Raw genomic sequence first — 18,637 nt, forward strand, 5'->3', positions numbered from 1 at the left:
CTACTATTTGGCACAGTTATTTAGAGAAGCGGCGTATCAGCGCCGCTTTTTTATTGCCTGCCATTCCCGCTGCCGGATTTACTGCTCGATACTTTGAGTATCCTGCGCCATAGGTATATACTTCTACTATCTAGTTGTTGGAGTTGAATATGGATACGGGCACAGTGTTTAAAAATAACAATACCCAGGCGGTGCGACTGCCGGTTGAAGCGCGTTTTCCAGACGATGTAAAAAAGGTGGTGGTGCGTGTTGTCGGTAAAGACCGCATCCTAACGCATGTTGCCAACAGCTGGGATTCGTTTTTCATGCAATGCCCTGCGGTAACAGACGACTTTATGACTGAACGGGCATCACAAGAGCAGCAAGAACGGGAAGCCTTTTAATGCTGAAATATATGCTGGATACCAATATCTGCATATATGTAATAAAGCACCGCCCTGTTGAAGTGCTGGAAACCTTTAACAAGTATGCAGGCTTAATGTGTATCAGCTCTATTACCTACGCAGAGCTTTGTCATGGTGTAGAGAAAAGCGCGAGACCAGAGCAAAACCGAAAAGTAGTAGAAGATTTTGTTTCCAGACTAGAAACCTTACAGTATGGTGAAGTTGCTGCTCAGCACTATGGTGAGATAAGAGCTGAACTAGAAAAAAAAGGTAATCTGATAGGTCTAGATGATATCCACATTGCGGGACATTGCAGAAGTAAAAGCCTTTCCTTGGTTACAAACAACACAAAAGAATTTATTAGCGTTTCAGGCTTGAGGCTTGAAAACTGGATCAAAAATATCGACTAGACTCGTGGAGTTTATTAGAAGAAGTAATAGACGTCCCTTTTAAAGGGTATAACTAAAAATTATAAATCTAATCGGGCATTACATTGTAAACGGTTAGTCCAACGGGATAGCAGACATGAACATTAACCATTCTGAATATACAATTGCAGAGATAGCTGAACTTTTCAAAAAGAAAGATCTGATAATTAATCGACACTATCAAAGAGCATCTGGAGTTTGGCCAATATCAGCCAAGGTTTTTTTTATTGATACTCTTCTTGAGAATTATCCATTCCCTAAAATGTATTTTTATCAGTTATTTGATAGAGCTAAAAGGCGCCCAGTAATGGAAGTTATTGATGGTCAACAGCGCCTAATGACAATACTGGAATTTGTTGATGGTGATTTCAAATTAAACAAAGGCTCTAAAAATTATGCCGGGATGGCTTTTTCCAATTTGAGCGAGGAACAACAAGAAAAATTTTTAATGTACCGAGTACCGGTGGATGTTATTTTGGCAGCTCAACGTTCCGAACTATTAGAAATGTTCAGGAGAATGAACGCATATACTGCACCACTGAATACTGCAGAAAAAAGGCATTCTCAATTTCAAGGAGCTTTTAAGTGGTTTGCCGTTGAGTTATCTTCAAAAATTAGCCCCATGTTAGAAGAATGGGGAATTTTGACTACCAAACAAATAGTCAGGATGTCTGATAGCGAGCTTATAGCTGAATTATCACTTGTTTTAGAAAAAGGCTTAATAAACAAATCTGAAACTGAAATTAATAAAATTTACAGCAAGTATGATGATGCTTTCCCAGTTGCAGCTATTTATGAAAGCATTATTTCAGGTTTCTTCGAGAGTATGGCGACTAATTTTTCAGAGTTACGCGGTACAAATTTATCGAAACCATATGCGATCCATTCTTTGTTCGCAGCTTATGCTCATATCACACACGGAATACCAAATGGAGAAGTGGATTTAGGTTTTCCTACTAGAAATAAAGCAATTAAAGTTTCAAATGACGTAAAAATGGCTTTGTTGGAAATATCAGATGCGCAAGAGCTAAAAGAAGTCACAGGCAAATATGGTCAATATGTTGCTGCGGCATTAAGTACAACAACAAAAGTTGCTCAAAGAAGAGCGAGAACTAAAGTACTGGCGCAGATTCTTGATCCGAAATGAACGATCAATACAAAAGCTTCATAAAGAAAAGCACTAAATTCAAACAACGCGCTGACCTCATTCTCAACCATAGAAGTGAGTTATGGATGATTCAGTATTTGAATATCAGCCTACTTTCCGATCTCTGGCAGGCTTGGTGCTCATTTTCCAGAGAAGTAATCCTAAGCTCGTGCAATGGTACAACGACTAGATCCGGAGCCAGAGTACCTCCAATAGCAGGGGATAAATCATGGCAACGATTAGGTTATGTTGTACAACAAGCTAAGCGAGGTAATCCTATTAAACCCTCAAAAACAATCGCATTTTTGAGGGAAGAGCCCACTTGGGGTGATCAAAATGTATTAATTTCTGCAGTTAATACACTTATGCCCAGTAATATGACTACTTTGTTAATGGGTTTTGGGCAACCGACTAAAGCTATTCCTCATATTCAGACAGTCAGAAATGCAACAGCTCACTTGAATTCAGAGACAATTGCTAATGTGAAACAACTACTGCCCTTTTATCTAGGTCATGGCTTCTCGCATCCAATTGATATCATGTGGATGCAAGATCCTAATGCTAGAACTGAAGCTATTTATTACTGGCTTGATGAGCTTCAACTAATAGCCGATATTGTAACTTCGTGACAATTACAAATCATGTAAGAGGTATTGATTTTATTATGTTTTTAGAAAGTTCAACTCCCGCCAGCTCCACCAACTAGAGAAGCGGCGCATTAGCGCCGCTTTTTTATTGCCGTAACCACAAACCACAGCATAATCTCACCATCTAGCAATCTTTGTTTGCCAGCAGCAATTTAACCTCTTAGCGACTATCCTGCCCCCAAAGCCGCTTTATCATAACCTTGGCGATGCGAAATACACTCTGTATCGATACTATGTATAAATAATTTTCACACCTTTTTCCCTTGCCCTGTGGTGATTTAGCAGCGATTTGCTGCTAAATAAGCGCTTGCTGGTTTGATCTCTGCAAATAAAATCTGCATAGTAAGCAGCAGTGCTGCGCTGCGCCTGAAAATGGGCGGCCAGTTGCATAGCTGTATCAGGGAAGAATGCCGCATTCAGGACGCGCCGGCCGGCTTATGCTATTACAACAAAAACAGCATTTTCCTATTGTCAGGGTTGCGCCATGCATTCTAATTCTCAGGCCAGTCTCGCGCTTAGCCTGCCACAAACTGCTGTGCCCAGCGAACCACACTCACAGCAAGGTGGTCACTGGGCATTATTGTTTCAGCGTGATTTTCAGATCAAACGCGCCGTTAGTAGCGACGAGCAGCAACAAAGCTATCGCTTGCGCCATCAGGTATATTGCGAAGAGTTAGGCTTTGAACCCACCAACGCCAATGCGATTGAGCAGGATCACTACGATCAGCGCTCTGCCCATTATCTGCTGCAACACCGGCAAAGCCGAAGCCTGGCAGGCACTATGCGGATGGTGTATTGCCGTACAGCTGCCGAACAGTTACCGGTAGTCAGTTATTTTGACGACCATTTTACTGAACCACAATTGCAGCCAGCTGCCTTTGCGCCGCACAGCGTTTGCGAATTATCACGCCTGGCGCTGGCCGGTGAATTTCGCCGCCAACAGCAACCGCATAATCCGGCACTTAGCCAGTTGAATCCGTTGCAGGTTAGCCCGAACAACAGTCATTATCGTTATCTGGCGGCGGGTTTGTATCTGGCTGCGCTGGAGCAAGCCTACAGCGAGGGCATAGCACACGCCTACGCTGTGGTTGCGCCCGCTCTGGCCAGAATGCTCAACCGGGTCGGCTTTCAGTTCCGACAAATCAGTGCGCCGATTGAACTGAATGGCCAGCGCGCTGCCTATTATCTGGACGTAGACAAAAGCCTCTATACTCTGTGTGATGATTATAAGCTGTTACGGCAAGTGCTGGCGGCGCAACTGGCGCAGGTTAGCCTCTCTGGCATCCGCTAACATCTGACGGATTACATAGCACTATGGATTCATTAACCCAAATTGCCCTTGGCTCGGCGGTTGCCGTTGCTGTAGTGGGCCGCAAAAGCTCAGTCAAAAAAGCCGCGCTCTGGGGCGCGGTGGCCGGCACGCTGCCGGATCTGGATATCTTGATCGACTACGGTGATGCGCTGAGTAATATGGTGTACCACCGTGGCTTTAGCCATGCGCTGTTTTATCTGACTTTGTTATCACCGCTGCTGGCGCTGCTGATCTGTAAAATTCATCAGCAAATGCCGCTATACCGTCATTGGTTGCTGGCGATCTGGCTGGTGCTAATTACCCACCCCCTGCTGGATACTCTTACCATCTATGGCACCCAGCTGGCGCTGCCCTTTAGTAATCATCCGTTTGCGGTGGGTAGCATCTTTATTATCGATCCTCTTTATACGCTGCCATTATTGCTCGGCCTGGTCTGGGTGCTCTGGCGTGGCAAAAGGGCCCTGGCTGCTAATACCGCAGCGCTGGTGTTCTCCAGCTGTTATTTACTCTGGGGGCTGGCTGCGCAGCAGCATGTATTACAAATTGCTGCCAAGCAGCCGGTAAGCAATGACGCCAGGGTGCTGGTGGTACCGACCGCACTGAACACCTTGCTGTGGCGGGTACTGCTGGTGTCCGAAGAAGCTTACTATGAAGGTTTTTACTCGTTGCTGGAAAAGAACAGCGACATCGTGTTTCAGCGTTACCCACTGGATCCTGAGTTATACCAGCGTTATCAGCAGCATCCGGATGTGCAGACACTGGCGGCTTTTACCCAAGGCTTTTTCGCCCTGGAACAACAGGGCGAGCAAGTGGTGATGACAGATTTACGGATGGGGCAGCAACAAAACTATGCCTTTAGTTTTGTGCTGGCCGCGGAGCCGGGGCTACCGGTTAGCCGTATACCTCGGCAGTTTCAGCTGGCCGAAACTGTAAGCTGGGTGTGGCGCACCCTTACCGGTGAACTGAGTGCTGCTAACCAATTACCTCGTAACCTGACCAGTCCGGACGCAGAGGCTGAGCCTGACCGCCCGGTAGCAGCTCAATATAGTAACCACTAGCCTGCTGTAACGGCAGGCAGTCGTCCAGCTGCAGCAAATCATCTTTGTGCGGGCTATCGGCATCGGTCAATAGCAGAGCTTTAGCCCTTGCCTTAGCCTCTGCCGCACTCTTCGCCACACAGAGCATAAAATCATGCTGCTCGGCAATCTTGCCCGCGTAATAGCCACCAAAATTAACAAAAAACAGCTTTTCCGCCTGCTCAACCGGCGTCGTCGACAGACGGATCTGATAGCCATCAACATTATGTAGCGCCAGATAGCTGTCTAGATGCAGGCCTTTAATCTCGCCAAACCATTGCTGGCGCAGCTGAGGGTAAGTCTGCTCAATAGTCTCGCCAACCACAAAACGCACATCGTGCAGTTCAATATTGGCACCGGGTGCGGTGCCACCTAAATAAACTAAAAATAGCTGCATCAGCTGTCCTTATAAACGAATACTTAAACCATCAGTCAGGGCACGGCGATAAGCCACCAAGGCCGGTACGCAGGCCAGTAGCGCAGCGGCAGCCAGAATGCCGCCAGCCCAGTACAGGCTTTGTAAGCTAAAGGGGCTCAGGCTGATAAAGAGGCCATAGTTTGCCGCCAGATAGTCCTGCACACCCCACAGCGCTGCCAAAAGTAACATGGCACTGCTAAGCATCGACACACTGGTCAGTAACAGCACTTCCAGTTGGATCAGCCAAAACAGATACCAGGGGCTGGCCCCCACTGCACGTAAAATCGCCATTTCCCGTTGCCGCTCCCGCATCGAAGCCAGCAAGGTGGTCATCATGCCAACTAAAGCTGCCACCAGCACCAATAAGGTGATCAGCAGCAGCATATTCTCTACCATGCCCAGCATCTGCCACAGCTCAGCCAGTGCCACCCCGGGTAAGATGGCAGTCAGGGGTTCGCCACGAAACTCATTGATCTGCCGCTGCACCACAAAGGTGGCCATCCGTGAATTCAACCCCACCATAAAGGCGGTAATTGCCTTGGGAGTTAAATCCATTTCCAGCGCCTGTTCGGCACTGACCTGCCGGCCAGGCATAGGCGCGCCCTGCTGCCAGTCGATATGGATGGCCTCAATGCCTTCCAGGCTAACATGTACAGTTTGATCAACAGGAGTGCCGGTTGGCGCCAGGATGCCGACGACAGTAAAAGGCTTGTCTTTATGCTCGGAAAAACTGACCGCGCCGATACCATGCGCCAGTACGATTTCCTGCCCCAGCACATAGCCCAGGCGCTTTGCCACCTCAGCGCCTAATACCGCATCATAAACACCAGCAAAGGGCACGCCCTCAGCAAACTGCAGCTGCTGCGATGAGGCGTAGCGGAAATGTTCAAAATAGCCCTGATTCGTGCCCAAAACCCGGTAGCCGCGGTGCGAATCGCCGAGCGATAACGGGATAGTCCAGGCGATTTGTGGATGCCGGCTGATCCGCTCATAGGTTGCCCAGCTGACATTCGCGGTGGCATTACCGATCCGGAATACCGAATACAGCAACAAATTCAGCTGACCAGAGCGGGCGCCGACGATCAGATCAGTACCAGACACCGTATTGGTAAAGCTACTGCGGGCTTCTTTACGGATATGATCAATTCCCAGTAGCAGCACCAGACTAATGGTTAGCGACAACAGGGTTAGCAGCACAGTGCCCCGGCGGTTCCATAAACTTAGACGGGCGAGTTTGATTAACATGCCACTACTCCTTGCTCCAGGGCTGTCATCGCCAGTTGATAATGAAAATAACGCTGCAACTGACTGTCATGGCTGACAAAGATCACAGTAGTGCCGCTTTTATCCGCTTCACTGAGCAATACCTGCATAAAGGCATCGCGGTTATCGGCATCCAAGGCTGAGGTGGGTTCATCGGCAATCAGTAAGGTTGGCTGGGTCAGTAAAGCCCGGGCAATGGCGACCCGCTGCTGCTGACCTACGCTTAACTGGCTGGCTTGTTGCTGCCAGTAATTATCTCCCAGTCCCAGTGCCGTCAACAGCTCGCGGGCCCGCTGCTGCATTGCTGCGGCCGGCGCCCTGGCAAAGGCCGCGCGTAACAGTACGTTATCCAGCACGCTTAGATAGGGGATCAGGTTCAGTTGCTGAAACACCACCCCGATCTCCGAGGCGCGCAATTTATCGCGACGCGACGCACTGAGCTGATGCAGCGCCATGCCGTTTAACCAGATCTCACCGGCGTTAGGCACGGTAATACCGCATAACAAATTCAATAGCGTAGTTTTACCACTGCCCGAGGCACCGCGTACAAAGAGGTGCTGGCCGCTACTTAGCGACAACTTTGGGATGGCCAGTTGCCAGCCGCCGGGCTGGTACCAAAATTTAAGATCTTTGAGTTCAATCGCAGGAAATTTCGGCTTGGTGGTCACAGGGTCTCCTTTCTGCATGCTATGATAGCGCAGCATAGTGCAATGTGCTGTGCAGTGTTCTGTGCCGTATTATGCGTTAATTAAGAGGCGAAACTCCAATGTTCAACAAGTTGTCTGTTGCGTTTTCTTTGGTACTGACCGCAATGTTGGCTTTTAGCCTGCAGGCGGCCGAGGTTAAAACCATTGAATGGACTGATTTAATGCCGGAAGAGGACCTGAAGCTATTACAGTCCTTACCCGAGGTGACGCACGACTATAGTCAGCCTTCACCGTTTGAAGATAACTACAATGGTAATGACCCTACTGCCCAGGCCTGGCAGCAAATTTTACAGTCAGCCAAGGTAAAACCGGAATTTAATAACGTTAAGGTCCGGATCCCGGGCTTTATTGTGCCGCTGGAATTTGATGACAAACAAAATGTGACCAGTTTCTTCCTGGTACCCTACTTTGGTGCCTGTATCCACGTACCGCCACCGCCACCAAACCAGATTATCTATGTTACCGGCGCGTCCAATCTGCGCGCGGATATGATCTATTCGCCATTCTGGATCAGCGGCACCATTACCACCGACAGTGTCTCGCATGACTTAGCCAATGCGGCTTACAGCATCAAGGCCGATAAGGTAGAAGAATATACCTGGTAACGCCCCGTAACAAAAATTAGTAACAAAAACAGTTACAAAAAAGCCGGTTTGCTGTTTTAGCAATACCGGCTTTTTTATGGCGCTGCTTTTCCAGCGCCTTGCAATACAACTGCCGTTAGAATCGAATACTGTTGTTATTCAGCGTTGCTGTAGCAGCGCCCTGGCGACCGTTAATCACCCACTGCACCTCCACCTTTTCCAGTGCCGGCGTCAGACTGAACAACCCCAGCTCCAACTGCTGCAAACGCGCCGGGTTTTGACACAGCAAACTGATATTGGCATAAAAATCGCCATGACCAGTGTAACCCGGTTCGGTCAGATCAGTATTAGCATCGGCGCTTTGCACTTCGCAGTGGGCGTCGCGGCTTAAAGTAAGCCAGGTTGCCTGAGCAAGATTATCCAGCGCCAGCGCAATTTCCTGCCGTTGCTCGTTATTGCTTGGCGCATGTTCAAAACCGACGATATTGTAGGCGGCAGATTGCAACGCCAGTTGCAGTTCATTGCCTTCCAGCACCAGGGTCAGCGTCGCCGCGCCATGCACATGGGCACCCAATTGAGTCATGTCATCATGATCATGGTCGTGCTCATGCTTGTGGTCATGATCGTGTTTATGATCATGATCGTGATTATGTTGTTCAGCCTTAGGCGCTTTGTCGTGCTGATGTGCCGGGTGCGCCTGAACCAGCGCAGCCGGGCCCAGCAGTAAGGCGGGCAGCAGCAGGGCGAGCAATTTTGATGACATAGCCTTCTCCTCAAATGTTATTGTGTCACATCATACTCAGTTTTTACGCGACTGCAACGCTAACGAATGATCGCCAAAGGGCCCGCGCCCGTACTTGCCATAACTCTGATTAACTGTGGCCGCTATGCGCAAACTGATTATTATTCTGGGCGATCAATTAAGCCCGGCCCTGGCCAGCCTGCGTCAGGCAGGTCCTGACGACCTGATTCTGATGGCAGAGGTGAAAACCGAAGCCCGTTACGTTAAACATCATAAGCACAAAATCATTTTACTGTTTAGCGCAATGCGTCATTTTGCCGCAACCTTGCGGCAACAGGGCTTTGCGCTTTGTTATCTGGAATACGGCGCTCAGCCGGGTATCCACAGTATGACCGATGCCGTGGCCTATGCCCTGCAGCAGCAAGAGTTCAGTGACATTGTCATCACCGAGTGCGGCGAATACCGGTTGCAACAGGAAATACTGAGCTGGCGCGAACGCTTCAGTTTGCCGCTGCACGTGCTGGAGGATGATCGTTTTATCTGTTCAACGGCGATGTTTGCACAGTGGGCCACTGATCGCCAGCAGCTGAGGATGGAGTTTTTTTACCGCCAGATGCGCCGCTACACCGGCTTACTGATGGATGCGAAGCAACAACCTGTCGGTGGCCAATGGAACTACGATAAAGACAATCGCAAAGCCTGCCCTCCGGATCTAAAGCAAGTTCCGCCATTGCAGTTTAGCCCCGATGACATTACCCGGCAGGTGATGGCGCTGGTTGAAACCGAGTTTGCCGACCATCCTGGCAGCGTCGGCGAATTTCACTATGCCGTCACCGGTAAAGCCGCCCGGCAGGCGTTCTTGCATTTTGTTGATCAGCAGCTGGCCAATTTTGGCGATTATCAGGATGCGATGCTGCTGGAACAGCCATTCTTGTTTCACAGCATCTGTTCGATGTACCTGAATGCCGGTTTACTGGATGTGCGCTGGATGTGCCAGAAAGTCGAAACCGCGTGGCGCGAACAAAGCGTCAGCCTGAATGCCGCCGAAGGCTTTATCCGGCAGCTCATTGGCTGGCGCGAATATGTCCGCGGGCTGTATTGGTTAATGATGCCAGACTACAGCCGCCATAATTTCCTGCAGGCGCATACACCTTTGCCCGGGTTTTACTGGCATGCCGGAACTAAGATGCGCTGTATGCAGCAGGCGATCAGTCAAACCCTGCAACATGGCTATGCGCATCATATTCAACGCTTAATGGTTACCGGTAACTTTGCCTTGCTGGCGGGCTTAGCCATCGATGAAGTCACGGCCTGGTACCTGGCGGTTTATGTCGATGCCTACGAGTGGGTTGAGTTGCCTAATACGCTGGGAATGGCGTTATTTGCCGATGGTGGCATTCTGGCGTCAAAACCCTATGCCGCCAGCGGCGCCTATATCAACCGGATGAGCAACTATTGCAAGCATTGCCACTACCAGGTGAAAGAGGTGACAGGTGCCAAAGCCTGCCCTTTTAACGCCCTATATTGGGATTTTCTGGCCCGTAACGAGTCGCAATTAGGTCAGAATGCACGGATGCAGCTGGCTTATAAAAACTGGCATAACAAAACGCCGGAGCAGCAACAGGCGATCCGTGCCCAGGCTGCGCAGTGGTTAATACAGATTGAGCAGTTATGACAACACTGGTACTACTAAATAGCGGCTTACGGCTGGATGACAATCCACTGCTCAAGGCGCCAGCGGGGCCTGCCGCTGCCGTTGTGGTGCTTGAGCAGCAGCAGTGCTTTGGCCGCCAGTATGGCCTCTATCGCTGCAACCTGTGGCGCCTGAAAACCCAGCTGCAAGCCGTTCAGGCGCTCACTGAGGCCCTGGCACAGCACAATATTGGCCTGATTATCCGCTTTGGCGATACCCGCAGCGAACTTTTACAGTTAGCAGAACAGCTGCAGGCCGATAGGCTGCTGGCCAGTGAGCCAACGGCACCGGAGGAATACCAGGCGCTGCGTGCTCTGACCCCCATGCTTGCGCTGGAACTGCAGGATAATAACAGCCTACTCGGCGCTACGCTAAGACCAGAACTTGGCCGCTTGCCCGATCGCTTTACGCAATTTCGCAAACAGTTGGAGCCAAGCCTGTTGGTCACGCCGCCGCAAACGACGCAGCCTGCTGGTGACTGGTTAAGCCCGGCAGCTGCCGCTACTTACTCGCAGCAGGCGATACTGCAGCAATGGCTTGGCAACAGCGTTCCGGCGCGCTGGGATGAAACTAAGGCGCTGGCGCGACTTAAGCATTTTATCTGGCAGGGCCAGCATATTCTGCATTACAAAGACAGCCGCAATGCGCTCATCGGTGAGCATTACGCCAGTTTTTTCTCAACGCCGCTCAGCCTTGGAACCTTGTCGGTGCGCCGCTGCTGGCAGCAGGTGGAACAATTTGAACAGCAGATCGAAGCTAACGAATCGACCTACTGGCTAAAATTTGAATTACTGTGGCGGGAGTTTTTCCGCTGGCAAATGCGCAAATATCAGGCGCGCTGGTTTAGCAAAACCGGCATCAGCGGTAAGGCTGATTACAGCAAACCCAACCTGAACAACTCGCAGCAGCATGCTTTTGCCAACTGGTGTGCCGGTAACACTGGCGTGCCTTTTATCGATGCCAATATGCGGCTGTTAAATCAGAGCGGTTTAATGAGTAACCGCGGCCGGCAGAATGTGGCCAGCTATCTGGTGCATGACTTGGCGCTGGACTGGCGGCTGGGCGCTGCCTACTTCGAGCAGCGGCTACTCGATTATGATGTGGCCAGTAACTGGGGTAACTGGGCCTATATCGCAGGCTATGGTAATAGTGAAGCCCGGCCCTTTAACCCGATTAAGCAGGCGCTCTGGTACGATCCGGACGCGGCCTTTGTGCGGGAGCTGCTGCCGGACATCAGCGGCGTCGGTAAGGCAGCGCATCGCCCTGCCGCGCACGCCCGCCTGTTACCGCAATGGCGCAGCTGGTTAAGCGAACTCTAGCGATGCATCTGCTGTGGTTTAAACGCGACCTGCGCCTCGAAGACCACGCCGCGCTGTTTTATGCCGCCAAAAATGGCAGCGCCGTGTTACCAGTCTATATTGTCGAGCCGGATTATTGGCAACAGCCTGACGTGTCGTTACGGCACTGGGCCTTTGTCAGCGAAGCTCTGACGCAGCTGCAGCAGCAACTGACAGCACTGGGGCAGCCGCTGTTAGTATGTTATGGCGCCGCGACCCGGGTACTACGTGAACTCTGTGCCCGCTTTCCGATCAGCGCTGTCTATAGCCACCAGGAAACCGGTAATTTATGGAGCTATCAACGTGATCTGGCAGTAGCACGTTTACTGGCAGAACTGGCTCTGCCCTGGCAGCAATACCCGCAGTTTGCGGTGATCCGCGCGCTCAGCTCCCGTGATCACTGGTTCGAGCAAGCTGATCATTGGCTCAGCCAACCGCTTTACCCCTGCCCGGCGAGGCTACCTTTTATTTGCGCCGCGAACTGGCTGGCGCCGCTGCCGGTACCGCAACGTAGCCGCGATTTGCCGGCGTGTCAGCAGCGGCAGCATGGCTGGCAGCTGCAACAAACGCTGGATAGCTTTCTACACCAACGCAGCCAGCACTATCATGGCGGCATTTCTTTTGCGGCGCGCGCAGTAAACAGCTGCTCCCGTCTCAGCCCCTTTCTGGCTTATGGCCAGCTTAGTATCCGTCAACTGCAGCAGCTTACCGAGCAACAACGTAAGGCCAGCGATTCCACGCAGCAAAAACGCGGGCTGCAGGCGTTTTACAGCCGGCTGCGCTGGCATTGCCACTTTATACAGAAGCTGGAAGATGAACCGGAAGTGGAAATGCGTAATATGCATCGCGGCTTTGATGGCTTACGCGAGGACGCCTTTGATGCGGCGCTGTATCAAGCCTGGGCCAGCGGTCAGACCGGCTATCCGCTGATTGACGCTGCCATGCGCTCGCTGCTACATACCGGTTGGCTGCACTTTCGCGGCCGCGCCATGTTGGTGGCCTTTGCCAGTTATCATTTATGGCTGCACTGGCGGCCGCTGGCATTACATCTGGCACAATGCTTTGTCGACTACGAGCCGGGCATCCACTATCCGCAAATACAGATGCAAGCCGGCACGACCGGGATCAACCCCAACCGCATGTACAACCCGGTAAAGCAAAGTATGCAAAAAGATCCCAAGGGTGATTTTATCCGGCAATGGCTGCCGGAATTACGCCGGGTGCCGGACAGCTGGCTGCATCAGCCCTGGTTGATGAGCACCTCGCTGCAACAGCAATACGGTTGTGTGATAGGCCGTGATTATCCGGCACCGGTGGTCGCGGCCAGCCAGGCCGTAAGCGCCGCCAGAGCAAAACTCAGTCAGTGGCTGGCACAGCAACGCGGGCAGTTTGAACTGGAAAAGCGTCAGGTATTTCAGCGCCATGCCAGCCGGAATCGGCCAGCAGAGCGGCGCTCAGTAAAGCAGAGCAGTCAGCTCGGGTTATTCGACTAACACCTTGGCTTAAGCTGACTAGTGCAGCTTAGATGGCCTCTTCGTCTTCTTCACCGGTACGAATACGGATCACCCGTTCCACATCAAACACGAAGATCTTACCATCACCAATGCGGCCGGTTTGCGCTGTGGTCATAATGGCTTCGACACAACGTTCTACCTGCTCATCAGTGACCACGATTTCCAGCTTCACCTTAGGCAAAAAATCCACCATATATTCAGCGCCGCGGTATAACTCAGTGTGGCCTTTCTGCCGGCCAAAGCCTTTAACTTCAGTTACCGTCATGCCGGTAATATTCAGATCGGCCAGCGCTTCGCGCACGTCATCGAGCTTAAAGGGTTTGATAATGGCTTCAATTTTTTTCATGGTAGAACTCATCGCTCTGCTTAGATGGTGGCCGCAGTATAATACAACAGACGGCCGGCTTCAGCTGTCAGAGCGCATTTTGTTGATCCTTTCAGCAATAAATCCGTTAAGATATCAATAACCAACAGCGAGGCCACTATGAGCATAGAACAAGCAATTATCCGGGAAATGCGGGTGCTGCCGCAGATCGATGTCGAATTTGAGATCCGCCGCCGGGTCGACTTTATTAAAGCGAGGCTGCAAAGTGCCGGCTTAAAAACTCTGGTACTTGGCATCAGTGGCGGTGTCGATTCCACCACCTGTGGCCGGCTGGCCCAGTTAGCGGTGGATGAATTAAACCGTGAACAGAGTGGTGGCTATCAGTTTATCGCGGTACGGCTGCCATACGGTGTGCAAAAAGATGAAGAGGAAGCGCAGCTGGCGCTGCGTTTTATCCAACCCAGCCTTAGCGTGACGGTCAATATTAAGGCGGCGGCAGATGCGCTGCATCAGAGTACCTTACTGGGTATTGAGAGCCTGCCGTTACCGGGTGAAGCGCAGCAGGATTTTGCCAAAGGCAATGTTAAAGCACGCTGCCGGATGCTGGCGCAGTATCATATTGCGGCGCTGCAAGGCGGTTTAGTGCTGGGTACCGATCATTCGGCAGAAAATATTACCGGCTTCTACACCAAATGGGGTGACGGTGCCTGTGATCTGGCACCGCTGTTTGGCTTAAGTAAACGCCAGGTCCGGGCCTTGGCACGGCATCTGGGCGCGCCGGAACTACTGGTAGAAAAAACACCGACAGCCGATCTGGAATGTATGGCGCCGCAAAAGGCCGATGAAGCGGCTTTGGGACTTACTTACCAGCAAATTGATGACTTTTTGGAAGGTAAGGCAGTGGATGCGGCGGTCAGCGCGCGTTTAGTGCAGATCTATCAAAAAACCCAACATAAGCGCCAACCGATCCCAACGGTATACGACCCTTTGTAACAGCGCTCATCCCCTAAAGCGGGCCGAATTACCGCTTTAGGGCGTTTTAGCATAACAACCAAGAACAATATAAATAACATTTATTTCACATTACATATCTTCGCGCTAGACTTCAAAGCAGTAGCAAAGGAGTCTGGATATGCGCCAACTTGGGTTAACCTTACTTGAACTACTGATCGCGTTAGCGGTGTTAGCTATCTTGCTATCCATCGGTGCGCCGGCGATGGACGAACTTATCCACCAGCAACGCGCCAAAAGTTATATGCAGCAATTCAGCCGTCACTTACATTTTGCCAGGCTGCAAGCCAGTAGCCATCTGCAACCGGTACGCTTGTGCCCGGTCAGCGGCAATCAATGTCTGGGCAACTGGCAGCACGATCCCATTAGGTTGACGTTACAGTTGCCAGAGCCGACACCACCATTGCTATTACGGGAACTACCGGCGCTACCAGGCGGGCATCGTCTGAACTATAACCGCCAGCAGCTGGAGTTTCGCCGTGATGGCAGTTTAAATGCGCTGGAAAACGGTACCTTTTATTACTGTCCGCCCAGCCGCTTTAACTGGCATTACCGGCTGGTATTAAATCAGGCCGGACGCAGCAGGCTGCATTATATCAATACCGCCTGCCCCTGAATGGATTTCGCTTTAGCTTGCTCATCGCCAAGGCTCTGCGTCATATTGGCATTGCTGCTCTTTTAACTGCAGCATAAGCGGACTTGCTGACGCCACCATTGCCTTTACTCCCAACAGCTTAACGGTTCGGCCAAACCGGGATTGCGCTGCCCAAGATGATTCAGACTAAACTGCCGGCAGAGTTGGTCCTGTTGTTGAGGTCCCTGCGCCGTTAACAGCAGTAAATAGCTGTGCGGTGCCGTGCTTGCCGACAGCTGTAACTGATAACGGCCGTTAAGAGTTAGCGCTGAGCTTAGCCCCAACTCAACAGCACTGGTGGCGTAACGACCTTCTGCCAGCAGATATTGCTCTTGCCGGGCAGCCAGTTCTAATAAGGTAGTAACCGCCTGGGCACGGTAGGAGCGCAGGATATATTGCTGATAAGACGGGTAACTGATACTGGCCAGGATCCCCAGCAACAGCAATGTGATCAGCATCTCCAGCAGCGTAAAGCCACGCGTTGTCATTAAAAGGCCCCCTGCTCGTCTTTAAAGGTAGCCAGACGTCGGATAAAAGCTCTGGCATCCAGCTGCAACGGCTCACTGCAATAATGGCAATCACCACTGATCCGCCGCAGTACCGGCAGAATAGTCAGTTGCTGCTCGGTATTAGTCCAGATCAGGCTGACACTCAGATCCACCTGCTGTTGCAATTGCAGACGCCCGTCTGCCAGATAGGGGATGCTCAGCTGCCGGCTTTGATAGACCTGCCCTGCGGTATGTAATTGCACCGCCAATAGCTGATGCTCGGCCAGTTCAGGCTGGCAACTGTCTGCGGTTGCGCGCATTAAAGGCGCATAGATCACACCGGCAACCACTCGCGGCAGTGCCGTTAAGCGACCGTTTAAGCGCATTTGCCAACCCGCCGTTGCCAACAAATTACGCCAATCAGCAGCACTGAGCGTAAGTTGCTGCTCTGCATCGGATAATTCAGTGCGATCTGTGAGCTGAGCGCCCTGGACAAAGGTCTGCAGCGCCGGATTAACGCTATAACGCAATAGCAGCAACACATCCTGATCCGACAGTGGGTCGCGGCCAAGCAATAACAGCAGATGCTGCTCCAGATTTTGCCAGACTGCCGGCGCCAGGCGACCTGGTAATCGCGTTCTGAGCAAGCTGACGCTATAACGAAACTGCAGTCCAAGCCCGGACAAGTCCGCCAATAGCACAGGCGTACCCAGTTGGTTGCCGGAAAAAGCCACCCGCCAAATTAAGCCTTGTTGATTCACCAGCCACAGATGATCCGCCAGCCCATCCAGATCCGCATCTTCTGCCAGCGGCTGCGCCGCAAAGCTACCGGAAAAAGCCGGATGATTCAGCGCGATGCTGGCAAGTAGTTGCTGATCTGCTGCGCCGAGCACCTGCAGCTCGGCAGGCTCCGACGACGCTGCGGCCCAGCTCAGCTCCGCCTGTATAGTCTGTTGCTGATGGTTAAGCGTTAGCCGTGCCGGTTCAGCCGGCAGAAACTCCGGGCAAGCCGCAGGCAAAGCCAGACTTTGTAGTAGTAGCCAAAGTAGCAGAATGCGGGGGCTCATGGTGCAAACTCCGGGATCTGCAACCTTTTACGTAGCAGCATGCTGCCGTAGCGGGTATAAAGCGGGTATTGATGATGTTGCTCTGCTGTTTCAAATAACACCAACTCACATTGCATGCTGGCATCTGACCAGGCGGCATAGGTTCCTGGGCAAGAGGGCAGAGCTGATACCGGATCAGGTAGCAGTTCCGGATCCAAACCGGATAACTGTAACAGATGCGCCTGCAATGCCTGTACGTCCAGTTGCAGTTGCTGCTGCGCTGCCTGAGCCGATTTCACGCTAAGCTGGCTAATATATAAATTACTACTGACCATTAATAACATAACCACTAAAAACAACAGTGCACTGAGTAAAACCATTCCATGCTCTCTCATAGCTCCTCCGTAGTTTCAGTAACAATACTCTGGATTGTCGTCCTCACTCCTCTGCCGTACTGGCAAAACTAAAATTCACCGCCCCGCTTAACAGCAGGCGCCGGTAGTGATCGCCGGGCGCAGCAAACTGCTGCGATCCCAACTGATATAAACGCTGATTCTGATACCGCATATCCGGCTCCAACGCCCGCAGTAACACAAAGAAGCGGACACCCAGGATCCGCGCATCTTGTTGAAACCAGTTGCCGCTGGTCATATCGGCGGTGGGTACTATGGCATCAGGTTGCCCGTCCTGATCCAGATCGAGCAGAAACTCAAAGTGCAGCCGCTCCACCCCATCGACTACCGAGTCGGTACTGATACTGGCTTGTCCGCCTGCAGTGCGAACCAGACGCTTGCGCATCAAGACCGGTATACTGCCAGTGCTGTGTTGCTGCCATTGGATATACAGCACTAAATGTTGGTAGGGAAAAAGCAGTGTCTGAGCCGGAATAGCACTGTCACGATCGACGAACTGCGCTTGCTGCCACTGCGGCCAGAAGTAATAACGGTTGGCACGCATTTCATCAGGCGTTACAGCTAAACCCAAAGTGCGTTTGAGTTGGATAAACTCAGTGCCATTTGCCAGGTTAGACAAACAGGATAATTGCCCGCTGCTACCGGCCGCCGCGGCATAAAGCGTCAGAAAGGGCTCATTGGTAAGCGGAAAACTACCATGCGTCATACCGGGCAGCCGGCAATCGGCGGCCGGTGGCGCAGCCTGGCTGCTACTTTGCCTGACTTGTGCTAGCGATTGACCGGCCCAGAAGCCACTGTTTTCAAACTCGTTATACAACAAATTCAGTACCAGCTGGCCATTTTGCTGCAAAAACGCCAGCTGCCTGCTCTGGGTAGAAGCAGCACTAAGACTACTAAAAGCAGTTAACATCAACGCTAACAGCAGCAGCGCCAGCGTACTGGCGATCATTAATTCGATTAATGAAAAGCCTCCTTGCTTACCAGTCATAGGCTACTCCATGGCAGGAACCTGTAGACCGGTCCGGCCTGGCCCGCCGCCGCAGTGCTGGCTGGCCAGGCTTAGCGCCGAGCGCTGTTGCCAGCTGGCTTGCAATCTGATGTGTCCGGCTTGCTGCTGTAGGCAAAACTCGGGCGCCAGCAAGAGCCCGTAGCCACTATCGGTTAGCCATTGCTGCTGCCAGCGCGCCAGCAAATGCTGGCGGTAATCTCCATCAACGCAACCCGACGCGCAAGGCGGCATACCCGTTTCCGGCAATATATCGAGAGCGGTATCTGTAGCAGTATGAAAACTGGAAAGTTGTGGCAGGATATCACGCGCCAGCGCCACCGCTGTGGTGGTTTGCAAGGCATCGGTAGTCAAGCGCAGTGCTTGCAGCTGAGCGGCAAGCACTGTCAGTAAGCCGACTTTTAAGATCAGTAAAGTGACCAGTACCTCGACTAAAGTCACTCCCTGTTGGCGTAACATGGCG

23 protein-coding genes are annotated in these 18,637 nt (G+C 51.7%); 12 read left to right on the top strand and 11 right to left on the bottom strand.

The window, feature by feature from the left end; genetic code table 11:
* The first annotated feature begins 149 nt into the window (after window positions 1-149).
* The 4 genes from vapB to A9165_RS08705 all read left to right on the top strand — a co-directional run bounded on the left by vapB (window position 150) and on the right by A9165_RS08705 (window position 2,587).
* Window positions 150-383: a type II toxin-antitoxin system VapB family antitoxin gene (gene vapB, locus A9165_RS08690; RefSeq protein WP_065955586.1), complete on the top strand. Its 234-nt coding sequence runs from the start codon at window positions 150-152 to the stop codon at window positions 381-383.
* Complete coding sequence (gene vapC / locus A9165_RS08695) at window positions 383-793, top strand: tRNA(fMet)-specific endonuclease VapC (RefSeq protein ID WP_065955587.1); 411 nt, start codon at window positions 383-385, stop codon at window positions 791-793. Before vapB ends, vapC begins: the two co-directional genes overlap by 1 nt.
* Before the next feature lie 115 nt (window positions 794-908).
* The gene (locus A9165_RS08700; RefSeq protein WP_065955588.1) at window positions 909-1,958 is read left to right on the top strand and encodes a DUF262 domain-containing protein; all 1,050 of its coding nucleotides are present in this window, start codon (window positions 909-911) and stop codon (window positions 1,956-1,958) included.
* Window positions 1,955-2,587 carry a hypothetical protein gene (locus tag A9165_RS08705; protein ID WP_065955589.1) on the top strand — a complete coding sequence of 211 codons (633 nt, stop codon included), beginning with the start codon at window positions 1,955-1,957 and terminating at the stop codon, window positions 2,585-2,587. Before A9165_RS08700 ends, A9165_RS08705 begins: the two co-directional genes overlap by 4 nt.
* Before the next feature lie 249 nt (window positions 2,588-2,836).
* Here the strand turns inward: A9165_RS08705 and A9165_RS16895 are convergent, their stop codons facing one another.
* Window positions 2,837-2,995, bottom strand: coding sequence for a hypothetical protein (locus tag A9165_RS16895; RefSeq protein ID WP_176714606.1), 159 nt, complete (start codon window positions 2,993-2,995; stop codon window positions 2,837-2,839).
* A gap of 94 nt (window positions 2,996-3,089) precedes the next feature.
* On the opposite strand from A9165_RS16895, the gene A9165_RS08710 reads away from it, so the two are divergent.
* Window positions 3,090-3,896 carry a PEP-CTERM/exosortase system-associated acyltransferase gene (locus A9165_RS08710; protein WP_065955590.1) on the top strand — a complete coding sequence of 269 codons (807 nt, stop codon included), beginning with the start codon at window positions 3,090-3,092 and terminating at the stop codon, window positions 3,894-3,896.
* A 23-nt stretch (window positions 3,897-3,919) separates the two neighbouring features.
* Window positions 3,920-4,975: a metal-dependent hydrolase gene (locus A9165_RS08715; RefSeq protein ID WP_065955591.1), complete on the top strand. Its 1,056-nt coding sequence runs from the start codon at window positions 3,920-3,922 to the stop codon at window positions 4,973-4,975.
* Here the strand turns inward: A9165_RS08715 and A9165_RS08720 are convergent.
* From A9165_RS08720 to A9165_RS08730, 3 genes are read right to left on the bottom strand one after another with little or no spacing between them, the layout of a single operon-like run.
* Window positions 4,890-5,390 carry a DUF1543 domain-containing protein gene (locus tag A9165_RS08720; RefSeq protein WP_065955592.1) on the bottom strand — a complete coding sequence of 167 codons (501 nt, stop codon included), beginning with the start codon at window positions 5,388-5,390 and terminating at the stop codon, window positions 4,890-4,892. The genes A9165_RS08715 and A9165_RS08720 overlap by 86 nt on opposite strands.
* 9 nt (window positions 5,391-5,399) lie before the next feature.
* Window positions 5,400-6,656, bottom strand: coding sequence for an FtsX-like permease family protein (locus A9165_RS08725; protein ID WP_065955593.1), 1,257 nt, complete (start codon window positions 6,654-6,656; stop codon window positions 5,400-5,402).
* Window positions 6,650-7,342, bottom strand: a complete 693-nt coding sequence (locus tag A9165_RS08730) for an ABC transporter ATP-binding protein (protein WP_065955634.1) — start codon at window positions 7,340-7,342, stop codon at window positions 6,650-6,652. The genes A9165_RS08725 and A9165_RS08730 overlap by 7 nt, the downstream gene beginning before the upstream one ends.
* A gap of 98 nt (window positions 7,343-7,440) precedes the next feature.
* Here A9165_RS08730 and A9165_RS08735 point away from each other — a divergent pair, with 98 nt between their 5' ends.
* On the top strand, window positions 7,441-7,986 hold the full coding sequence (locus A9165_RS08735; RefSeq protein WP_008608847.1) for a DUF3299 domain-containing protein: 546 nt from the start codon (window positions 7,441-7,443) through the stop codon (window positions 7,984-7,986).
* A 115-nt stretch (window positions 7,987-8,101) separates the two neighbouring features.
* Here the strand turns inward: A9165_RS08735 and A9165_RS08740 are convergent, their stop codons facing one another.
* Window positions 8,102-8,728: a DUF2796 domain-containing protein gene (locus tag A9165_RS08740; protein WP_065955594.1), complete on the bottom strand. Its 627-nt coding sequence runs from the start codon at window positions 8,726-8,728 to the stop codon at window positions 8,102-8,104.
* 124 nt (window positions 8,729-8,852) lie between these two features.
* Between A9165_RS08740 and A9165_RS08745 the strand changes: the two genes are divergently transcribed.
* Genes A9165_RS08745 through A9165_RS08755 form a run of 3 tightly spaced genes read left to right on the top strand, consistent with a single transcriptional unit; the run spans window position 8,853 to window position 13,230 of the window.
* Window positions 8,853-10,382 (top strand): cryptochrome/photolyase family protein, encoded by a 1,530-nt coding sequence (locus tag A9165_RS08745; RefSeq protein WP_065955595.1) that lies wholly within the window; start codon window positions 8,853-8,855, stop codon window positions 10,380-10,382.
* On the top strand, window positions 10,379-11,719 hold the full coding sequence (locus tag A9165_RS08750) for a DASH family cryptochrome (protein WP_065955596.1): 1,341 nt from the start codon (window positions 10,379-10,381) through the stop codon (window positions 11,717-11,719). The genes A9165_RS08745 and A9165_RS08750 overlap by 4 nt, the downstream gene beginning before the upstream one ends.
* Entirely contained in the window at window positions 11,692-13,230 is a 1,539-nt protein-coding gene (locus tag A9165_RS08755; RefSeq protein ID WP_255365681.1) for an FAD-binding domain-containing protein, read from the top strand. Before A9165_RS08750 ends, A9165_RS08755 begins: the two co-directional genes overlap by 28 nt.
* A 28-nt stretch (window positions 13,231-13,258) precedes the next feature.
* Here the strand turns inward: A9165_RS08755 and glnB are convergent, their stop codons facing one another.
* Complete coding sequence (gene glnB / locus A9165_RS08760; RefSeq protein ID WP_008949963.1) at window positions 13,259-13,597, bottom strand: nitrogen regulatory protein P-II; 339 nt, start codon at window positions 13,595-13,597, stop codon at window positions 13,259-13,261.
* Window positions 13,598-13,735: 138 nt separating this feature from the next.
* On the opposite strand from glnB, the gene nadE reads away from it, so the two are divergent.
* Window positions 13,736-14,569, top strand: coding sequence for an ammonia-dependent NAD(+) synthetase (gene nadE, locus A9165_RS08765; protein ID WP_008608862.1), 834 nt, complete (start codon window positions 13,736-13,738; stop codon window positions 14,567-14,569).
* 139 nt (window positions 14,570-14,708) lie between these two features.
* A complete protein-coding gene (locus A9165_RS08770) occupies window positions 14,709-15,203 on the top strand; it encodes a GspH/FimT family protein (protein WP_065955598.1) in 495 nt (164 codons plus the stop codon).
* 104 nt (window positions 15,204-15,307) lie between these two features.
* Here the strand turns inward: A9165_RS08770 and A9165_RS08775 are convergent, their stop codons facing one another.
* From A9165_RS08775 to A9165_RS08795, 5 genes are read right to left on the bottom strand one after another with little or no spacing between them, the layout of a single operon-like run.
* Window positions 15,308-15,709 (bottom strand): type IV pilin protein, encoded by a 402-nt coding sequence (locus A9165_RS08775; protein ID WP_065955599.1) that lies wholly within the window; start codon window positions 15,707-15,709, stop codon window positions 15,308-15,310.
* Window positions 15,709-16,776: a hypothetical protein gene (locus A9165_RS08780; protein WP_065955600.1), complete on the bottom strand. Its 1,068-nt coding sequence runs from the start codon at window positions 16,774-16,776 to the stop codon at window positions 15,709-15,711. Before A9165_RS08780 ends, A9165_RS08775 begins: the two co-directional genes overlap by 1 nt.
* Complete coding sequence (locus tag A9165_RS08785; RefSeq protein WP_255365682.1) at window positions 16,773-17,150, bottom strand: hypothetical protein; 378 nt, start codon at window positions 17,148-17,150, stop codon at window positions 16,773-16,775. The genes A9165_RS08780 and A9165_RS08785 overlap by 4 nt, the downstream gene beginning before the upstream one ends.
* A 43-nt stretch (window positions 17,151-17,193) precedes the next feature.
* Complete coding sequence (locus A9165_RS08790) at window positions 17,194-18,156, bottom strand: PilW family protein (RefSeq protein ID WP_065955601.1); 963 nt, start codon at window positions 18,154-18,156, stop codon at window positions 17,194-17,196.
* Window positions 18,157-18,159: 3 nt separating this feature from the next.
* Entirely contained in the window at window positions 18,160-18,633 is a 474-nt protein-coding gene (locus tag A9165_RS08795; RefSeq protein WP_065955602.1) for a prepilin-type N-terminal cleavage/methylation domain-containing protein, read from the bottom strand.
* Window positions 18,634-18,637 lie beyond the last annotated feature (4 nt).

Origin of the sequence: Alishewanella sp. HH-ZS (assembly GCF_001704375.1) — a bacterium.
Taxonomy (GTDB): domain Bacteria; phylum Pseudomonadota; class Gammaproteobacteria; order Enterobacterales; family Alteromonadaceae; genus Alishewanella; species Alishewanella aestuarii.

Bases quoted from the DNA above. Each gene is read 5' to 3' on its own strand.
- vapB (WP_065955586.1), top strand. From the start codon at position 150: ATGGATACGGGCACAGTGTTTAAAAATAACAATACCCAGGCGGTGCGA.
- vapC (WP_065955587.1), top strand. From the start codon at position 383: ATGCTGAAATATATGCTGGATACCAATATCTGCATATATGTAATAAAG.
- A9165_RS08700 (WP_065955588.1), top strand. From the start codon at position 909: ATGAACATTAACCATTCTGAATATACAATTGCAGAGATAGCTGAACTT.
- A9165_RS08705 (WP_065955589.1), top strand. From the start codon at position 1,955: ATGAACGATCAATACAAAAGCTTCATAAAGAAAAGCACTAAATTCAAA.
- A9165_RS16895 (WP_176714606.1), bottom strand. From the start codon at position 2,995: ATGCAACTGGCCGCCCATTTTCAGGCGCAGCGCAGCACTGCTGCTTAC.
- A9165_RS08710 (WP_065955590.1), top strand. From the start codon at position 3,090: ATGCATTCTAATTCTCAGGCCAGTCTCGCGCTTAGCCTGCCACAAACT.
- A9165_RS08715 (WP_065955591.1), top strand. From the start codon at position 3,920: ATGGATTCATTAACCCAAATTGCCCTTGGCTCGGCGGTTGCCGTTGCT.
- A9165_RS08720 (WP_065955592.1), bottom strand. From the start codon at position 5,390: ATGCAGCTATTTTTAGTTTATTTAGGTGGCACCGCACCCGGTGCCAAT.
- A9165_RS08725 (WP_065955593.1), bottom strand. From the start codon at position 6,656: ATGTTAATCAAACTCGCCCGTCTAAGTTTATGGAACCGCCGGGGCACT.
- A9165_RS08735 (WP_008608847.1), top strand. From the start codon at position 7,441: ATGTTCAACAAGTTGTCTGTTGCGTTTTCTTTGGTACTGACCGCAATG.
- A9165_RS08740 (WP_065955594.1), bottom strand. From the start codon at position 8,728: ATGTCATCAAAATTGCTCGCCCTGCTGCTGCCCGCCTTACTGCTGGGC.
- A9165_RS08745 (WP_065955595.1), top strand. From the start codon at position 8,853: ATGCGCAAACTGATTATTATTCTGGGCGATCAATTAAGCCCGGCCCTG.
- A9165_RS08750 (WP_065955596.1), top strand. From the start codon at position 10,379: ATGACAACACTGGTACTACTAAATAGCGGCTTACGGCTGGATGACAAT.
- A9165_RS08755 (WP_255365681.1), top strand. From the start codon at position 11,692: ATGGCGCAGCTGGTTAAGCGAACTCTAGCGATGCATCTGCTGTGGTTT.
- glnB (WP_008949963.1), bottom strand. From the start codon at position 13,597: ATGAAAAAAATTGAAGCCATTATCAAACCCTTTAAGCTCGATGACGTG.
- nadE (WP_008608862.1), top strand. From the start codon at position 13,736: ATGAGCATAGAACAAGCAATTATCCGGGAAATGCGGGTGCTGCCGCAG.
- A9165_RS08770 (WP_065955598.1), top strand. From the start codon at position 14,709: ATGCGCCAACTTGGGTTAACCTTACTTGAACTACTGATCGCGTTAGCG.
- A9165_RS08775 (WP_065955599.1), bottom strand. From the start codon at position 15,709: ATGACAACGCGTGGCTTTACGCTGCTGGAGATGCTGATCACATTGCTG.
- A9165_RS08780 (WP_065955600.1), bottom strand. From the start codon at position 16,776: ATGAGCCCCCGCATTCTGCTACTTTGGCTACTACTACAAAGTCTGGCT.
- A9165_RS08785 (WP_255365682.1), bottom strand. From the start codon at position 17,150: ATGAGAGAGCATGGAATGGTTTTACTCAGTGCACTGTTGTTTTTAGTG.
- A9165_RS08790 (WP_065955601.1), bottom strand. From the start codon at position 18,156: ATGACTGGTAAGCAAGGAGGCTTTTCATTAATCGAATTAATGATCGCC.
- A9165_RS08795 (WP_065955602.1), bottom strand. From the start codon at position 18,633: ATGTTACGCCAACAGGGAGTGACTTTAGTCGAGGTACTGGTCACTTTA.